The following is a 15371-nucleotide window of genomic DNA, read 5'->3' as shown; positions in this document are numbered from 1 at the left end:
CCCGGGCTGCGCGCACCAGATTCCCGGCCGTATAACTCAGGGCAACTGCAGGCCGCCGCTGTCTTGGTGCAACTTGCGCAGGTGCGCGCCGAGGGCCACCAGGTTGGCCTCGTTGGCCTGCAGCTCGGCCAGGCGCGCGGGCGCCAGCAGCTTGCGCACTTCCGCGTCGAGCTCGTCGCTGAGCTGACGCAGTTGCTGCTGGCGCTGCCGGCTCTGGGTTTCCAGGCTGTGCCATTCGCCGGCCTGGGGCAGGCCGTAGCCGCCGTCGAGCAGCTCGGCCGGGCGGCTGAGAAAGCCGCTGCCGGCCAGTATCTGCTCCAGCGCCGCACCGGCCTTGTCCAGGTTCGGGTCGCCGGCGGCGCGGCCGCTCAGGTAGCGGCGCTTGAGCTCGTCCTGGGCCAGCAGCAACTGGCGGCGCAGGGCCGCCTGTTCCAGCAGCAGCAGGGCGGCGCTGGCGCGCAGGTCGGCCTCGGCGAACCAGTCACGGCGTGCGCTGGCGGGCTGTTCCAGCCAGGCCTCGACGTTGTCCTGGGCGATTGGCAGACGCTGGCGCAGCACGGCGAACATGGCCTGGTAGCGCTCGCGGAACGAATCGAAGCGATAGCCCAGGCGCAGCGCCTCGCGGGGATCGTCGAGCACCGCAGTGTCGGCCAGGCCGCGCGCCGCCAGCAGTTGCAGCAGGCCGTTGGGCAGGATGCTGTCGAGCGCCTGCAGATCGGGATGCGCGGTGCCGCTGCGCAGCAGCTTGAGGGTCTCCACCGCGCAGTTGTTGGAGATGAAGTAGTAGTCGCCGTCGTAGCTCCAGTGCTGCTCGACGGCGCGCGCGACCAGCTGTTCCAGTTCGTCGCGCGACAGCTTGAGCGGCACCGAGGCCAGGCTGCGCAGCTCGACCTTGGTGTACTCCTCGACCACCTGCTCCAGCGGCAGGACGAACAGCCGCGAGGGGTAGACGCCGGTCAGGCCGTCCCAGCTCGACAGCTGCAGGTCGCCGACGAAGGCGCGGTAGGACAGCACCAGGTGCTGGTCGAGATCCAGCCGGCAGTCGGGGCCGCGCGGTCGGCCCGGCGCGCACACCACCAGGCGCAGCATGCTGTGGCCCCAGCGGCTCATCCATTGCTGGTTGGCCTCGGCCAGCAGGTAGTCGACCGCATAGACCCGCTCGGGATCGAGGCGGCCCAGCGGCTGGCGGGCGAAGTCGCGGCCGGCGTTGAGGTAGGCATGACCGCCGGCGCAGTCGGCCTGCGCCGGCGCCCAGGCGAAATGCTCGCGAAAGTAGCGCGCCAGCGACGGCCTACGGCAGGCGTAGCCGGGGTCGAGGAGGAAATACTCGAGGTTGACCGCGACGAACTCCAGCGGCCGGCTCAGCTCGTAGACGTCCGGGCTGCGCGCGACCTGGCCGTTGTCCTGCTCGCGCGCGCCGCGCCGGCCGACCTGCTGCGCCCAGCCGGCCAGGTCGAGCAGACGCGGGTCGTCGCTGAGGGTGAAGCGCCGCGCGGTCTGCCCGCGGCAGCTGTCCGGCAGGCCGACCAGGCCCCGCGACTCGGCGCGTTGCCGGCAGCGCTGCAGTTGCCGGCGCTGCGCCGCGGGCCAGAGTTGGGCGCGGTCGTAGAGGTGAGTCAGCTCGTGGATCAGGGTGGCGAGCAGTTCGCGGCGCTGGCTGCCGTGTACGCGTCCGGTCTGCGTCGTGGCGGCCGTGCCGTCGGTCAGCGCCGGCAGCAGGCTGGCATTGAGCTCGATGCCGGACCAGCGCCCGACGCGGCCGTAGGCGTTGGCCGGCAGGTCGTCGCGCCAGGCGACCTTCACGCTGCGCGCCAGGCGCTGGACGAAGCTCGGCGGCAGGGCGGCCAGGGCGTCGTCGAGCAGCGCCTGGCTGGCCTGGCGCTCGGCGGCGCTCAGCTGGTCGTGCTCCAGCACCAGGCGCAACTCGGCCTGGACGCCGCCGCTGAGCGCCAGCAGCGCGGCGCAGCACCAGGCGCGCAGGGACCTCACAGGGCGAGAATGGCTTCGGCCAGTTGCAGGTCGCTGGCGCTGCGCGCTTGCGGCAGTTGCGTGCGGATCGCCAGCAGCGCCGCCTCCAGCTGCGCGCCGCGGATCTCGCCGGCGCTGGCGACGAAGCTGGCGGCATCGTCGCGGGCCTGCACCACCAGCTTCATGTCGCGCAGCGAGGTGGTGGTATCGGAGGTGAAGTCGATGCTGCGATCCAGGGCGCGGACGATGATATTGCTGGTGGCGACCACGGTTTGCGCCTGGGCGAGGCCGCTGAACAGGGCGCAGGCGGTGGCGAGGATGAGAAGCGAATGACGCATGGAGAAACTCCGCAAACGGCGAATGGACGGTTGGACGAGCCCGCGCGGTTGGGGTTCCGCAGGCGGGCGCGTATGCCCGTGCAGTTTACGGGGCCGGCGCGCGCCGGTCAGCAACTGGGCCGGCCGGCGTTGCCTGGGGAGCAATCAGAGGCTGAGGATGGCCTCGGCCAGGTGCAGGTCGTCGGCCGCCGCCAGCGCCGGCACCTGGCTGCGGATATGCAGCAGCGCCGCCTCCAGCTGCACACCGCGGATCTCGCCGGCGCTGGCGACGAAGCTGGCGGCATCGTCACGGGCGGCGAGCACGACCTTGTCGTCGCGCAGCGAGGAACTGATATCCGAGGTGGCCTCGCTGGTCGCGGCGACGCCGCTGACGATGGCGTCGGTGGTGACCACGAAGCTGGTGGCGGAGGCGCTGGTGGCCAGCGCCAGGAGGGTGGCGGCGCTCAGGATGCGGAAGGCGGTCATGGGATATTCCTCAACGGGCGAGATGGGCGGTGCAGAGGGCCTGCGGCCGGAATAACAAGCCTAGCTCAGGGGCGCTTGCGCCGACCAGTTGCTGGCGTTCTGCTGGCGCGTCTTTCAGAGGAATTTCACCGCGCCACGATTGCGTCGGATGACAAAGGCTGAGATGCTCTTCGAGCATAAAAAGCAGGTATTGCTAAGTAAAATGCCGCCATCGTGCGAAGACTCTCGCCTTCAGTCGGAGTGGATCGTCTCCGGCAGCTCTGCAGATGTGTCACCAATAACAATTAAATGCGCATTCCGGGCCATGGCCCGTGTTAGTGGGGTTGTTCTCGCGTCATGATCATCCTTGTGGCATCGAAAATCGATCAGGCCAGTATCCACGGTTCTCTCGGCAAACCCGAATACAGCTACTTCTTCCTGATGAAGGATTTCCTCCCGGTGCTCGAACGCCTGGGGCGGGTGCAGGTCGTTCACCGCCTGGCCGAGATCGAGCAGCTCGCCGCGCAGCACCGTGCGGCCGGTGAAACCGTGGTGTTCCTCAGTTTCAGCCCGCCGCACCAGGCTCCATTGGGACTGAGTTGTCCGACCCTCAGCGTGTTCGCCTGGGAGTTCGACAGCCTTCCGTCGGTGGCCTGGGAGGGCAATCCGCAGAATGACTGGCGCTACGCATTCGCCCATCTGCAGGGTGCCATCAGCACCAGTCGCGAAGCCGCGGCCCTGGTTGAAGATGCCATGTCGCCCGATTACCCGGTCGTCGCCCTGCCGGCGCCGGTCTGGGATCGCTATCGCGGTGACCCGGCGACAGTGCGCAGCAGTCCGCAGCTGGGCGAACGCCAGTTCCCGTTTGCCGGTCTGGTGATCGACAGTCCGACGCTGGGGCTGTCGGCGGACGGCCTGGTACGTAAACCGGCGGTTGCCGAGCCCGCGCCCGTCGCGCAAGCGCCCACATCCAAACCGTTGCGTGACGACCGTTTCAGTCTCGCCTGGCGCGAGACCAAGGCGCTCGCCAGGGGCTGGTGGCGGGAGGTCGGTCTGCCCGCATTGGCGGTCGATACGCCCCAGCCGCAAGACGCTCCACCCGCTCCCGCGAGCGCGCCGCCGGCCGTGCCGATCAGTGTGACCGGTGTGGTCTACACCACCGTGCTCAACCCGGCCGACAGCCGCAAGAACTGGGTCGAGCTGATCACCGCATTCTGCTGGGCCTTCAAGGATCGCGACGATGCCACGCTGATCGTGAAGATGACCCACCACGATCTCGAGTACTACCGCATCGTTCTGATGACCCTGCTGTCGCGCCTGGCGCCCTTCAGTTGCCGGGTAGTCGTGTTGCACGGCTTTCTTGAGGACCAGCAGTATCGGCAACTGATCGAGGCCTCCAGCTACTACGTCAACGCTTCCTCCGGCGAGGGCCTGTGCCTGCCGCTGATGGAGTTTCTCAGTGCCGGCAAGCCGGCCATCGCGCCGACCCACACGGCCATGGCCGACTATGTCGACGAGCGGCTGGCGTTCCTGGTGAAGTGCGCGCTGGAACCCTTCTGCTGGCCGCACGATCCGACCGGGATCTTCATGACCCATCGCCATCGGCTGAACTGGCAGTCGCTGGTCGAGGCCTACCGACACAGCTATCGGGTGGCCAAGGACGAACCCGAGCGTTATCGCGAGATGGCGCGACAGGCCGATGCGCGGATGCAGGCGTTCGCCTCCATCGAGCGGGTGGCCGGGCCGCTTGGCGCGTTTCTCGAACGGATTGCCGCGACGCAATCGGCGCAGGCCGAGCTGGGTTGTGCAGGGAGTGCAGTGCTATGAGATTCCTGGTCTATTCGCAAGTGAGCGCGGCGAAGATCGCCAGCAGCATGGGCCTGCCGGAGTACAGTTACTACTTCGTCCTGCGCGACTTCCTGCCGGTGCTGCAGGCGCTGGGCGAAGTCCTGGTGGTCGAAGATCCCGAGCAGGAGGTCGACCGGCTGTACGACGAAGCGCGCGCCGCCGGCGAGCGGTGCCTGTTCCTGTCTTTCTCGCCGCCGCACAAGACTCCCCTGCAGCTGCGCTGTCCGACCGTTCCGGTGTTCGCCTGGGAATTCGACAGCATTCCCAACGAGTCCTGGCTGGATGAGCCGCAGCAGGATTGGCGGCACGTGCTGAAGATCTGCGGCAGCGCCATCACCCACTCGCAGATGATCGTCGCGGCGGTGCGTCGGGAGATGGGCGCGGATTTTCCGATCGTTTCGGTGCCCTCGCCGGTCTGGGACAAGTTCGCCGCGCTGCGCGCACAGCCGGGGTCGTTGCCCCTTGCAGACGGCGTGAGCATTCGCGTGCGCTCGGGCGTGGTGGTGGACAGCCGCGACCCCGCGCTGAGCCCCTATATCTTCGGTCCAGACGCCACTGCGCGGGTGGTGCAGGCGATCCGCGAGCACGAGAACGCCATGGCGCGCGCGCAAGGCGGCAGTGTGGCGGTCGAGCCGCCGGCCGGCCGCCGGCAGTCGCGGTATCGCATCACTCGGCGTTACCTGGGCGAGTGGTACCTGAAGGTGCTGCAGCCGCTGCTGCCTTTTCTGCCGGGGCGGGCAGAGCCATTGGTCGAGCTGGTGGCGGAGAGCCCCGATACGCCCCTGGAGCCGCGCAATACCGTCGAACCGCCGCATCCTGCGGCCAAAGGTGTCACGCCGAAGATGCCCGATTGGCAGCCCGGCGAGTCGGAGCTGCAGCTGTCCGGGGTGATCTTCACCGCGCTGTTCAACCCCTATGACGGGCGCAAGAACTGGGCCGACATGCTGACCGCCTTCTGCGCGGCATTTCGCGATACGCCCGACGCCACCCTGGTGTTCAAGCTGGGGCACCACGAGTACCTGTCGGCCATGCACGACATGCTGATCTGGATGGCGCGCATGCCCAGGTTCAGCTGTCGTGTGGTGCTGCTGCACGGCTACCTGGAGGGCGGTGACTTCGACACCCTGATCCGCGCCAGCGCATTCGCCGTCAACGCTTCCCACGGCGAGGGGCAGTGCCTGCCGCTGATGGAATTCCTGTCCTGCGGCAAGCCGGCGATTTCGCCGCGGCATTCGGCGATGGTCGACTACATCGACGAGCAGGTGGCCTTCGTGGTCGACAGCTGGCTGGACTCTACTGCCTGGTCGCACGACCCGCGGCTGGCCTACCGCACCCAGCGCCATCAGATCGACTGGGCATCGCTGCGCGATGCCTATCGGGCCGCCTATGAGTGCATCAAGACGGACCCACAGCGTTATCAACGGTTATCTCGCCATGCGATCGAGCGCATGCGTGAGCATTGTTCGCGGCAGGCGGCCATGGGCAAGTTATCGGCATTCCTGTGTCGGGAACAGGAGCTGTCGGCATGAAAAGGCTATTGGGCTGGTGGCGGGGCCGAGCTGCCAAGCATGCCGCCGTATCGGCACCTGCGGCAGCGGATACAGCGATGCCAGGCTACGTGGATTCGCGCGACTGCGGCTTGGTCGACGCGGTACAGAGTGGCTGGTTCCAGAATCACAGCGATGAGCTGTTCTCCGGGTTCCCGGTGGGTGATCAGGACGTCGTCCTGGATGTCGGTTGTGGTGCCGGCGGCGCGACCCTGTTCTGTGCCAATCGGGGTGCCCATGTGGTGTTCACCGATGTGGTGGCCGAAAAGATCGAGGCGTTGCGCGCCAAGCTCGCGAGCACGCCCGCGCGGGCCATCGAAGGGCTGGTGTCGGACAGCATGCCGCTGCCGCTGGACAACCATTACGCGACGCGAATCATCGCGCTGGAAATGCTCGAGCATGTGGACGATCCGGCTGCGGTGCTGCGCGAACTGGTACGAGTAGGGCAGCCGGGGGCGCTCTATCTCCTGGCCGTGCCCGATGCGGAAGGTGAAAAAGTGCAGCTTGACTGCGCTCCGGCGCATTACTTCCGCCAGCCGAATCACATCCACATCTTCGAGCGCGAGGCATTCGCGAAGTTGGTGGAGGATGCCGGATTGGTGGTCGAGCGCCGCTCTTCCTATGGTTTCTACTGGAGCATGTGGATGCTCATCTACTGGTCGCAGCTGCGAGCCTCCGGGCGGGAGCTGGCCGGGGAAACCCACGATGTGGTGCATCCGCCCTATTCGCCCCTGCTGGATGACTGGGCCAGTCTCTGGCATCGCCTGATCCAGATGCCGGATTTCGCGCCGATCAAGCAGCACCTGGATCGTTTGTTGCCCAAGAGCCAGGTCATCGTCGCGCGTAAGCCCTATTGAACACTGCATGTACGGCCCTCGGCCGAAACAGGAAGTCTCCATGCTGAATCGCTTGAAACGCCTCATTTCCCCCGTCAGCGAGCCAGAGCCTGCGGTTCCGTGCGAGACCGCCCTACCGGCGGCAAGCGAGCCCGAAATCGATATCGGGTTGATCGATATTCACCAGAGCGGCTGGTTGCAGAACGACACCGGCGAACTGGTCCGCGGCTTTGCGATCACCGCCGAGGATGTCGTGCTCGATATCGGCTGTGGCGAGGGGGGCTACGCGCTTTTCAGTGCCCGCCAGGGGGCCGAGATCATTCTTGCCGACGTCGCTGCCGACAAGCTCGAAACCGCCCGCGCGCGGCTGGAGAAAGAGGGCGCGCGCAGCGTTCGTACGCTGGTGACCGATGCCAATCCCATACCGCTGGCCGATGGCGTGATCAGCCGGGTCGTGGCCATGGAGGTGCTCGAGCATGTCGAGGATCCCGCCCAGTTCATGGCCGAACTGGTGCGCGTCGCCAGACCGGGCGCACTGTTTCTGCTGACGGTACCGGACGAGGTCATCGAAGGCGTACAGAAGCACATCGCGCCCCCGGTCTATTTCGAACGGCCCAACCATATTCGTATCTTCAAGCGCGGCGAACTGGAGCAACTGGCGCTGGAGGCGGGGCTGAGCGTGGAGAGCAGCATGCAGTACGGTTTCTATCACGCCGTGTGGTGGTCGCTGTACTGGGCCTGTGAGAACCAACCGCTCAGCCCACCCTGGCATCCGCTGCTGGAAAACTGGTCGCAGACCTGGTCGACGCTGTTGTCGCTGCCTGCCGGGCCGCGCATCAAGGCGGCATTGGATGCGGTTATGCCGAAAAGCCAAGTTGTAATTGCGCGCAAGCCCTGAGGCAGCCGTTACCCGATGAGAACCCGTATCGGCGATATTGAAATCCTGCGTGGCGTCGCGGTGTTGATGGTGGTCTTCCACCACGCCGCCGACAACCTGTTTACTTGGGACACGCCCAATATGGAGCGGTTCTACAGCTACTTCAGTGGCTGGGTCGGAGTGGATCTGTTCTTCGCTATCTCTGGCTTTGTGATCGCGCGTGATCTCGTGCCGCAGCTGCTGACGGTGCCGCGTGGCGAGGCGACTACGCGCATGGTTCTGGCCTTCTGGGTTCGTCGAGCTTGGCGACTGCTGCCATCGGCATGGCTATGGCTGCTGGTGATGTTGATTGCCTCGCTAGCTTTTAATCAGACCGGCGCATTCGGTTCGTTCCGCACTAATCTGGAGGCAACGGTTGCCGGGGTATTGCAGGTGGCCAACTTCCGCTTGGCCGAGGCCTTTATGCAATGGCCCTATGGAGCGAGTTTCGTTTACTGGAGTCTTTCGCTGGAAGAGCAGTTTTACCTGTTGTTCCCTCTGCTGATTCTCTTGGTGCGCCGCTATCTGCTGCACGTCATGATCTTGTTGGTGCTGTTTCAGTTTTTCTTGGTGCGTACACCTACATTGATGTTCTTTCGTACCGATGCATTGGCGCTAGGAGTGCTTTTGGCGTTATGGACACAGCATTCATCATATTGGCTTTTCAAGCCAAATTTTCTTGGGCGGTATAAATGCGGGCTGGTTGTGGTTCTGGTGGCGCTGCTCTGTCTTTGGGTACTGGGATCGGACCAATTACGCGGCGTTGACAGCAAAATCGGCATGATTGCACTGGTTTCTGCTGTGCTTGTCTGGGTGGCATCCTACGACAGGAGCTATCTGGGTTTCCCCAAGCCGCTCTCGAGCCTACTGATTTGGCTGGGCGCACGATCCTATGGCATCTACCTGATTCATATACCGGCTTTTTATTTCACGCGAGAACTCTGGTTTCGTACGGATGCGGCGGCGCAAGGTTTTAATGGCGACTTCTTCTATCCCTTCGTAATTACGGCTTGTCTGCTAATTGTGGTGTTGAGTGAGTTGAACTATCGCCTGCTGGAGATTCCATTGCGCGACCATGGAAAGCGAGTCGCGCGAAGAATCAGGGGTGGGCGCGATAGCGTCGTGGATATGTCTGAACCGGTCAGGCCTCAATAAACAGTGGAATCCATGAATAATCAGGACTTCGTCTCCCCGCAATTCATTTCCTACGCCCAGAACTTCGAGGACGTGATGCTTTGGCGCGCCCTCAAGCTGTTCGGCCCTGGCCATTACGTCGACGTAGGGGCCAACCACCCCACTCTCGATTCGGTGACCCGTTCGCTGTATGAACGAGGCTGGCGTGGCATCAATATCGAACCGGTCCGGCACTATTACCAGGCCCTGTGCGATGAGCGCCCGCAAGACACCAACCTGTGTGTGGCGGTGGGCGATCAGGAAGGCGAGTTGGTCTTCTTCGAGTCGGCAGATACCGGTCTTTCGACCCTGAGCCATGAGATGGCGGAACTGCAACAGGCCGAAGGCATTCCTTTCCTGCGGCGTACGGTGCAGACGAAACGGCTGGTGGACATCTGCGATCAATACCTGCCTGTCGCCGCGCCCTTTCATTTCCTCAAGATCGATGTCGAGGGTTTCGAGCGCAATGTGCTGCAAGGCATGGATTTTCAACGCTGGCGGCCGTGGATCATTCTGATCGAGTCCGCCTTCGACAAGACGCCCGAATGGGAGGCGCTGATTCTGCAGGCTGGGTATGAACCGGCGCTGTGCGATGGGATCAATCGTTACTACGTCGCCGCGGAACGCCACGAATTGCTGGTTCCGCTGGCCTTGCCGCCAAACATTCTGGATGAGTTCCAGCTGTGCCGCGGTCATCGCCTGAGCCACCCGCTGACAGAGGCGGATCAAGCGCAGGATCAACTGACCGCCATGCGTCAGCGGGCAGAGACGGCAGAGGCCCAGTTGGCGGCGATATACGGCAGCCGGCTGTGGTCCGTGGTCAGGCTGTTAACCGCTGGCAGGGGCAGGCTGAAAACTTTGCTGTCGTCGCGCTTCAACGGTTGAGGCTGGGACGCTACCGAGCGGAACTGGAGGTGAGGTGAGAAAGTTACTCGTTACAGGCTTGGGCGGCTTCGTAGGGCAGCATCTCGAGGCGCGCCTGCAGGAGCCAGCAGTTGGCGGCTGGCAGCTGATGGCGACGCAGCCCCACGATCTGACCGATGCGGCAACGCTTGATGCATGGCTGGCCGCCGACTGTCCCGATGCAGTCATCCACCTGGCTGGCCAGACCTTCGTGCCCGAGGCTTTCCGCGATCCTGCGCGCACTCTGCAAGTCAATCTGCTCGGTACCCTCAACCTGCTGCAGGCACTCAAGCGCAGAGGCTTCAGCGGCACCTTTCTCTACGTCAGCTCGGGCGACGTGTATGGGCAGGTGGACGAGGCGCATATGCCCATCGCGGAGGCTCTGGCACCGCGTCCGCGCAATCCTTACGCGGTCAGCAAGGTTTCCGCCGAACTGCTCTGCCAGCAGTGGAGCTACGCCGAGCCTTGGCGCATTATGGTGGCGCGCCCGTTCAACCACATAGGCGCGGGGCAGAGCGAGTCGTTCGTGATTTCCAGTATGGCCAGGCAGTTGGTACGGGTGTGCCATGGCTTGCAGCCACCACGCCTGGAGGTGGGCGATATCGATGTGACGCGGGACTTTCTCGATGTTCGCGATGTCATCGAAGCGTACCTGCTACTGCTGGACAAGGGAGTGAGTGGCGAGGTCTACAACGTGTGCTCCGGCCAGGAGCGCAAGGTGCGCGACATGATCGCGGAGATGGCCCGTTTGGCGGGGGTGGAGGTGGAACTGGTGCAGGACCCGGCTCGCATGCGGCGAGCCGAACAGCGTCGGGTTGTCGGTAGCTCCGACAAGTTGCAAAGAGAGACCGGGTGGAAACCCGGCGTACACATCACGGATACCCTGCAGAGCGTGCTCTCTGACTGGGCTGCGAGAGAATCACAATAATATGAACAAGAGTGCACTGATCACAGGAGTTACCGGCCAGGATGGCGCCTATCTCGCCAAGCTGCTGCTGGAAAAAGGCTATCGGGTCCATGGTCTGGTGGCCCGGCGCAGTACCGACACACGTTGGCGTCTGCGTGAGTTGGGTATCGAGAGTGAGATCAATTACCTGGACGGGGATCTGGCCGACGCCTGCTCCGTGCAGCGTGCACTGCTAAAGGCCGGTCCGGACGAGGTGTACAACCTCGGCGCGCAAAGTTTCGTCGGCTCGTCCTGGGACCAGCCGGTCACGACCGGCATCGTCGACGGTCTGGGCGTCACCCATATGCTCGAGGCCATTCGCCAGTTCAGCCCGCAGAGCCGTTTCTACCAGGCCTCGACCAGCGAGATGTTCGGCCTGATCCAGGCCGAGCGGCAGGACGAGAGCACGCCGTTCTATCCACGCAGTCCCTACGGCGTGGCCAAGCTCTATGGCCACTGGATCACCGTGAACTACCGCGAGAGCTTCGGCCTGCATGCTTCCAGCGGCATCCTGTTCAACCACGAGTCGCCGCTGCGCGGTATCGAGTTCGTCACCCGCAAGGTCACCGACGCGGTGGCGCGGATCAAGCTCGGCAAGCAGCGCGAGTTGCGCCTGGGCAACATCGACGCCAAGCGTGACTGGGGCTTTGCCGGCGATTATGTCGAAGCCATGTGGCTGATGCTGCAGCAGGAGCAGGCCGACGACTATGTGGTGGCCACGGGGGTGACCACCACGGTGCGGGACATGTGCCGCATCGCCTTCGAGTATGTCGAGCTGAACTATGAGGATCATGTGGTGATCGATCCGGCGTTCTTCCGTCCGGCCGAGGTCGAGGTACTGCTCGGCAATCCAGGCAAGGCCGAGCGGATGCTCGGCTGGACGCCGAAGACCAGCCTGGAAAGCCTGATCCGCATGATGGTGGATGCCGATCTCGTTCGCGTAGCCAAGGAGTAGGCCGATGTTGTTTCCCGTGATTCTGTCCGGCGGCGCCGGTACCCGTTTATGGCCGGTTTCCCGCGAAGGCCATCCCAAGCCGTTCATGGCCCTGCCGGACGGTGAGTCGCTGCTGCTCAAGACCTATCGCCGGGCGGGCGCCCTGCTGGCCGACGGCGGCGAGATCGTCACGGTGACCAACCGCGATTACTACTTCCAGAGCAAGGACGAGTTCGCCGCGGCCAGGCTGCCGCAGCGGCGCGCCCGTTACCTGCTCGAGCCGCTGGGGCGCAATACCGCGCCGGCGATTGCCGCGGCCGCGCTGGCGCTGCGTGAACGGCATGGCGACCAGGCGATCATGGTGGTGATGCCGGCCGATCATCTGATTCGCGACAGCGAGGCGTTCGTTGCCGCGGCCAGGCAGGCGGCGACTCTGGCGCAGGATGGCTACCTGGTGACCTTCGGCATCCGCCCGACTCGTGCGGAAACCGGTTTCGGCTATATCGAGGCGGGCGACGCGCTGGGCGGCGATGGCGCCGCCCGGGTTGTGCGTTTCGTCGAGAAGCCGGATCGCCAGACGGCCGAGCATTACCTGGCCAGCGGCCGCTTCCTGTGGAACTCCGGCATGTTCTGCTTCAGCGTCGGCAGCCTGCTCCGCGAGCTCGCCGAACAGGCACCGCAGTTGCTCGAACAGGTTGCCGCCTGCGTCGCCGCCAGTCCGGCGCTGCAACAGGGAGAACTGGCGCAGCAGGAGCTGAACGCCGAGCTGTTTGCCGAGCTGCCGGATATTTCCATCGACTACGCACTGATGGAGCGTTCGGACAGGGTGGCGGTGGTGCCGGCGGCTTTCGACTGGAGCGATATCGGCTCCTGGAACGCCCTGAGCGAGCTGGTCGAGGCGGATGCGCAGAACAATCGCGCGGCCGCCGATGCGCTGTTCATCGACAGCCGCAACAACTTCGTGCAGAGCGAGGCGCGTCTGGTGGCGGCGGTTGGAGTCGACGACCTGATCGTGATCGACACCGCGGATGCCTTGCTGATCGCCCACGCCGAGCGCGCGCAGGACGTGCGCCAGGTGGTCAAGCAGTTGAAGGCCAGCGAGCATGACGCTTATCGCCTGCACCGCACGGTGAGCCGTCCCTGGGGCACCTACACGGTGCTCGAGGAGGGCCCGCGCTTCAAGATCAAGCGCATCGTGGTCAAGCCGGGCGCGGCGCTGTCGCTGCAGATGCATCACCACCGTAGCGAGCACTGGGTGGTGGTGCAGGGTATGGCGCGGGTGGTCAATGGCGGCGAGCCGCGGCTGGTCAGCGCCAACGAATCGACCTTCATCCCCGCCGGGCACAAGCACCGCCTGGAGAACCCCGGGGTGATCGATTTGGTGATGATCGAAGTGCAGAGCGGCGAGTACCTGGGGGAGGACGATATCGTCCGCTTCGAGGATCAGTACGGCAGGATCAAGTAATGGCCTTGAGTATGGCGCGCGCGGTGTGGAACTACCGCGGTTTTGTCGTGGGCAGCGTCAAGCGCGAGTTTCAGACGCGCTATCGCAACTCCCTGCTGGGGGCGGTGTGGACGGTGCTCAACCCGCTGTCGATGATCATCGTCTACACGGTGATCTTCTCGCAGGTGATGCAGGCGCGCCTGCCCGGAGTCGAGCACAGCCTGGCGTACGGCATCTATCTGTGTGCGGGCATTATCGCCTGGGGCTTCTTCGCCGAGGTCATCGGGCGCAGCCAGTCGGTGTTCCTCGAACACGCCAACCTGATCAAGAAGCTGAGCTTTCCGCGCATCTGTCTGCCGTTGATCGTGGTGCTCAACGCCTCGGTGAACTTCGCCATCATCTTCGCCCTGTTCCTCGGCTTCCTGCTGCTGACCCAGACCTTTCCCGGGTTCGTATTGCTGGCGGTGCTGCCGGTGCTGCTGGTGCAACTGGCCTTCTCCGTTGGCCTCGGCATCATCCTCGGGGTGCTCAACGTGTTCTTCCGCGATGTCGGTCAGTTCACCGGCATCTTCCTGCAGTTCTGGTTCTGGTTCACGCCGATCGTCTATCCGGCCTCGATTCTGCCGGAAGCCGTTCGCCCGGTGCTCGAGCTGAACCCGATGATGCCGGTGATCGCCGCCTACCAGGGCATCTTCGTCTACGGGCGCTGGCCGGACTGGGGGTCGCTGCTGCCGATCGCGCTGGTCTCGGTGGTGCTCTGTGCCCTGGCCCTGCAACTGTTCCGCAAGCGCTCCGGTGAAATGGTGGATGAACTCTGATGGGCAGCATTCAAGTCAGCGGCCTGGGCAAGGCCTATAAACAGTACCCGTCGCGCTGGTCGCGTCTGGCGGAGTGGCTGATCCCCTTCGGCAGGGATCGTCACCAGTTGAAGTGGGTGCTGCAGGACATTTCGTTTCGCGTGCAGCCGGGGGAGGCGCTGGGCATCATCGGCGTCAATGGCGCCGGCAAGAGCACGCTACTGAAGATGATCACCGGCACCACTCAGCCCAACGCCGGCAGCATTCATATCGATGGTCGCGTCGCCGCCCTGCTGGAGCTGGGGATGGGCTTTCATCCGGATTTCACCGGCCGGCAGAACGTGTTCATGGCCGGACAACTGCTCGGTCTGAGCATGGAGGAGCTGCAGCGGCTGATGCCCGAGATCGAGGCGTTCGCCGAGATCGGCGAGTACATCGACCAGCCGGTGCGCACCTACTCGAGCGGCATGCAGATGCGCCTGGCGTTCAGCGTCGCCACCGCCCGGCGGCCCGACGTGCTGATCGTCGACGAGGCGCTCTCGGTGGGCGATGCCTACTTCCAGCACAAGAGCTTCGACCGCATCCGCGAGTTCCGTAAGGCGGGTACCACCCTGCTGATCGTGTCCCACGACCGCCAGGCGATCCAGTCGCTGTGCGATCGCGCCATCCTGCTGGTCAATGGACGACTGGCGCTGGAAGGGGCGCCGGAAGAGGTGATGGACTTCTACAGCGCGATGTTGGCCGAGAAGGAGCAGCAGACCGTGCGCCAGGAACGCCTGGAGGGCGGCCAGATCCGCACCATCTCCGGCACCGGCGAGGCGGGCTTCGCCGACATCGCCCTGTTCAACGAGCAGGGGCAGCGCATCGAGGTGCTCTCCGTCGGCAGCACCGTCACCCTGCGCGTGGTGGTGGATATCAAGGCGGATATCCCGCGGCTGGTGCTGGGCTTCATGATCAAGGACCGCATGGGCCAGCCCATCTACGGCATCAATACCCACCGCCTGCAGCGCGCGCTGGAGAACCTCGCCGCGGGCGAGCGGGTGACCTACGACTTCCGTTTCCCGGTGCGCCTCGGCAAGGGCAATTACTCCATCGCCCTGTCGCTGTCGCGTTTCGACTCGCATCTGGACAAGAACTACGAGTGGCGCGATTACGCCCTGGTCTTCCATGTCATCAACGTGCAGCAGCCCGATTTCGTCGGCTGCGCCTGGCTCGATTCGCAGGTCGCCATCGAGCGCAGCGGCTCGTTGGCCGCCGAAGCCTGTCATTGAGGAGCG

General features: G+C 64.5%; 14 protein-coding genes. 11 read left to right on the top strand and 3 right to left on the bottom strand.

Annotated features, from left to right (window positions below):
• Positions 1 to 36: 36 nt before the first annotated feature.
• The 3 genes from AC1G9C_RS24280 to AC1G9C_RS24270 all read right to left on the bottom strand — a co-directional run bounded on the left by AC1G9C_RS24280 (position 37) and on the right by AC1G9C_RS24270 (position 2771).
• Positions 37 to 1989 (bottom strand): DUF7844 domain-containing protein, encoded by a 1953-nt coding sequence (locus AC1G9C_RS24280; RefSeq protein WP_480409027.1) that lies wholly within the window; start codon positions 1987 to 1989, stop codon positions 37 to 39.
• On the bottom strand, positions 1986 to 2306 hold the full coding sequence (locus tag AC1G9C_RS24275) for a DUF2388 domain-containing protein (RefSeq protein WP_480409026.1): 321 nt from the start codon (positions 2304 to 2306) through the stop codon (positions 1986 to 1988). Before AC1G9C_RS24275 ends, AC1G9C_RS24280 begins: the two co-directional genes overlap by 4 nt.
• A 144-nt stretch (positions 2307 to 2450) precedes the next feature.
• Complete coding sequence (locus AC1G9C_RS24270; protein ID WP_122109994.1) at positions 2451 to 2771, bottom strand: DUF2388 domain-containing protein; 321 nt, start codon at positions 2769 to 2771, stop codon at positions 2451 to 2453.
• 336 nt (positions 2772 to 3107) lie between these two features.
• Between AC1G9C_RS24270 and AC1G9C_RS24265 the strand changes: the two genes are divergently transcribed.
• From AC1G9C_RS24265 to AC1G9C_RS24215, 11 genes are read left to right on the top strand one after another with little or no spacing between them, the layout of a single operon-like run.
• Positions 3108 to 4577 carry a glycosyltransferase family protein gene (locus AC1G9C_RS24265; RefSeq protein WP_457788523.1) on the top strand — a complete coding sequence of 490 codons (1470 nt, stop codon included), beginning with the start codon at positions 3108 to 3110 and terminating at the stop codon, positions 4575 to 4577.
• Positions 4574 to 6127: a glycosyltransferase family protein gene (locus AC1G9C_RS24260; RefSeq protein WP_457788524.1), complete on the top strand. Its 1554-nt coding sequence runs from the start codon at positions 4574 to 4576 to the stop codon at positions 6125 to 6127. Before AC1G9C_RS24265 ends, AC1G9C_RS24260 begins: the two co-directional genes overlap by 4 nt.
• A complete protein-coding gene (locus tag AC1G9C_RS24255; RefSeq protein WP_457788525.1) occupies positions 6124 to 7002 on the top strand; it encodes a class I SAM-dependent methyltransferase in 879 nt (292 codons plus the stop codon). Before AC1G9C_RS24260 ends, AC1G9C_RS24255 begins: the two co-directional genes overlap by 4 nt.
• Positions 7003 to 7042: 40 nt before the next feature.
• The gene (locus tag AC1G9C_RS24250; protein WP_457788526.1) at positions 7043 to 7879 is read left to right on the top strand and encodes a class I SAM-dependent methyltransferase; all 837 of its coding nucleotides are present in this window, start codon (positions 7043 to 7045) and stop codon (positions 7877 to 7879) included.
• A gap of 15 nt (positions 7880 to 7894) precedes the next feature.
• A complete protein-coding gene (locus tag AC1G9C_RS24245; RefSeq protein ID WP_457788527.1) occupies positions 7895 to 9052 on the top strand; it encodes an acyltransferase family protein in 1158 nt (385 codons plus the stop codon).
• Between the two features lie 12 nt (positions 9053 to 9064).
• Positions 9065 to 9955: an FkbM family methyltransferase gene (locus AC1G9C_RS24240; protein ID WP_457788528.1), complete on the top strand. Its 891-nt coding sequence runs from the start codon at positions 9065 to 9067 to the stop codon at positions 9953 to 9955.
• Between the two features lie 34 nt (positions 9956 to 9989).
• Positions 9990 to 10901, top strand: coding sequence for a GDP-mannose 4,6-dehydratase (locus AC1G9C_RS24235; protein WP_457788529.1), 912 nt, complete (start codon positions 9990 to 9992; stop codon positions 10899 to 10901).
• A gap of 1 nt (position 10902) precedes the next feature.
• Positions 10903 to 11874, top strand: a complete 972-nt coding sequence (locus AC1G9C_RS24230) for a GDP-mannose 4,6-dehydratase (protein ID WP_457788530.1) — start codon at positions 10903 to 10905, stop codon at positions 11872 to 11874.
• 4 nt (positions 11875 to 11878) lie between these two features.
• Positions 11879 to 13318, top strand: coding sequence for a mannose-1-phosphate guanylyltransferase/mannose-6-phosphate isomerase (locus tag AC1G9C_RS24225; RefSeq protein WP_122109983.1), 1440 nt, complete (start codon positions 11879 to 11881; stop codon positions 13316 to 13318).
• Entirely contained in the window at positions 13318 to 14115 is a 798-nt protein-coding gene (locus AC1G9C_RS24220; protein WP_122109982.1) for an ABC transporter permease, read from the top strand. The genes AC1G9C_RS24225 and AC1G9C_RS24220 overlap by 1 nt, the downstream gene beginning before the upstream one ends.
• Positions 14115 to 15365, top strand: a complete 1251-nt coding sequence (locus AC1G9C_RS24215) for an ABC transporter ATP-binding protein (RefSeq protein WP_122109981.1) — start codon at positions 14115 to 14117, stop codon at positions 15363 to 15365. Before AC1G9C_RS24220 ends, AC1G9C_RS24215 begins: the two co-directional genes overlap by 1 nt.
• Positions 15366 to 15371 lie beyond the last annotated feature (6 nt).

The organism is Pseudomonas sp. ABa2, from assembly GCF_056676075.1.
Note: the sequence above shows the minus strand (reverse complement) of the source record. Positions and strands in the feature narration are given on the sequence as shown.

Bases quoted from the DNA above. Each gene is read 5' to 3' on its own strand.
- AC1G9C_RS24270 (WP_122109994.1), bottom strand. From the start codon at position 2,771: ATGACCGCCTTCCGCATCCTGAGCGCCGCCACCCTCCTGGCGCTGGCC.
- AC1G9C_RS24220 (WP_122109982.1), top strand. From the start codon at position 13,318: ATGGCCTTGAGTATGGCGCGCGCGGTGTGGAACTACCGCGGTTTTGTC.
- AC1G9C_RS24240 (WP_457788528.1), top strand. From the start codon at position 9,065: ATGAATAATCAGGACTTCGTCTCCCCGCAATTCATTTCCTACGCCCAG.
- AC1G9C_RS24215 (WP_122109981.1), top strand. From the start codon at position 14,115: ATGGGCAGCATTCAAGTCAGCGGCCTGGGCAAGGCCTATAAACAGTAC.
- AC1G9C_RS24260 (WP_457788524.1), top strand. From the start codon at position 4,574: ATGAGATTCCTGGTCTATTCGCAAGTGAGCGCGGCGAAGATCGCCAGC.
- AC1G9C_RS24265 (WP_457788523.1), top strand. From the start codon at position 3,108: ATGATCATCCTTGTGGCATCGAAAATCGATCAGGCCAGTATCCACGGT.
- AC1G9C_RS24250 (WP_457788526.1), top strand. From the start codon at position 7,043: ATGCTGAATCGCTTGAAACGCCTCATTTCCCCCGTCAGCGAGCCAGAG.
- AC1G9C_RS24255 (WP_457788525.1), top strand. From the start codon at position 6,124: ATGAAAAGGCTATTGGGCTGGTGGCGGGGCCGAGCTGCCAAGCATGCC.
- AC1G9C_RS24230 (WP_457788530.1), top strand. From the start codon at position 10,903: ATGAACAAGAGTGCACTGATCACAGGAGTTACCGGCCAGGATGGCGCC.
- AC1G9C_RS24225 (WP_122109983.1), top strand. From the start codon at position 11,879: ATGTTGTTTCCCGTGATTCTGTCCGGCGGCGCCGGTACCCGTTTATGG.
- AC1G9C_RS24245 (WP_457788527.1), top strand. From the start codon at position 7,895: ATGAGAACCCGTATCGGCGATATTGAAATCCTGCGTGGCGTCGCGGTG.
- AC1G9C_RS24275 (WP_480409026.1), bottom strand. From the start codon at position 2,306: ATGCGTCATTCGCTTCTCATCCTCGCCACCGCCTGCGCCCTGTTCAGC.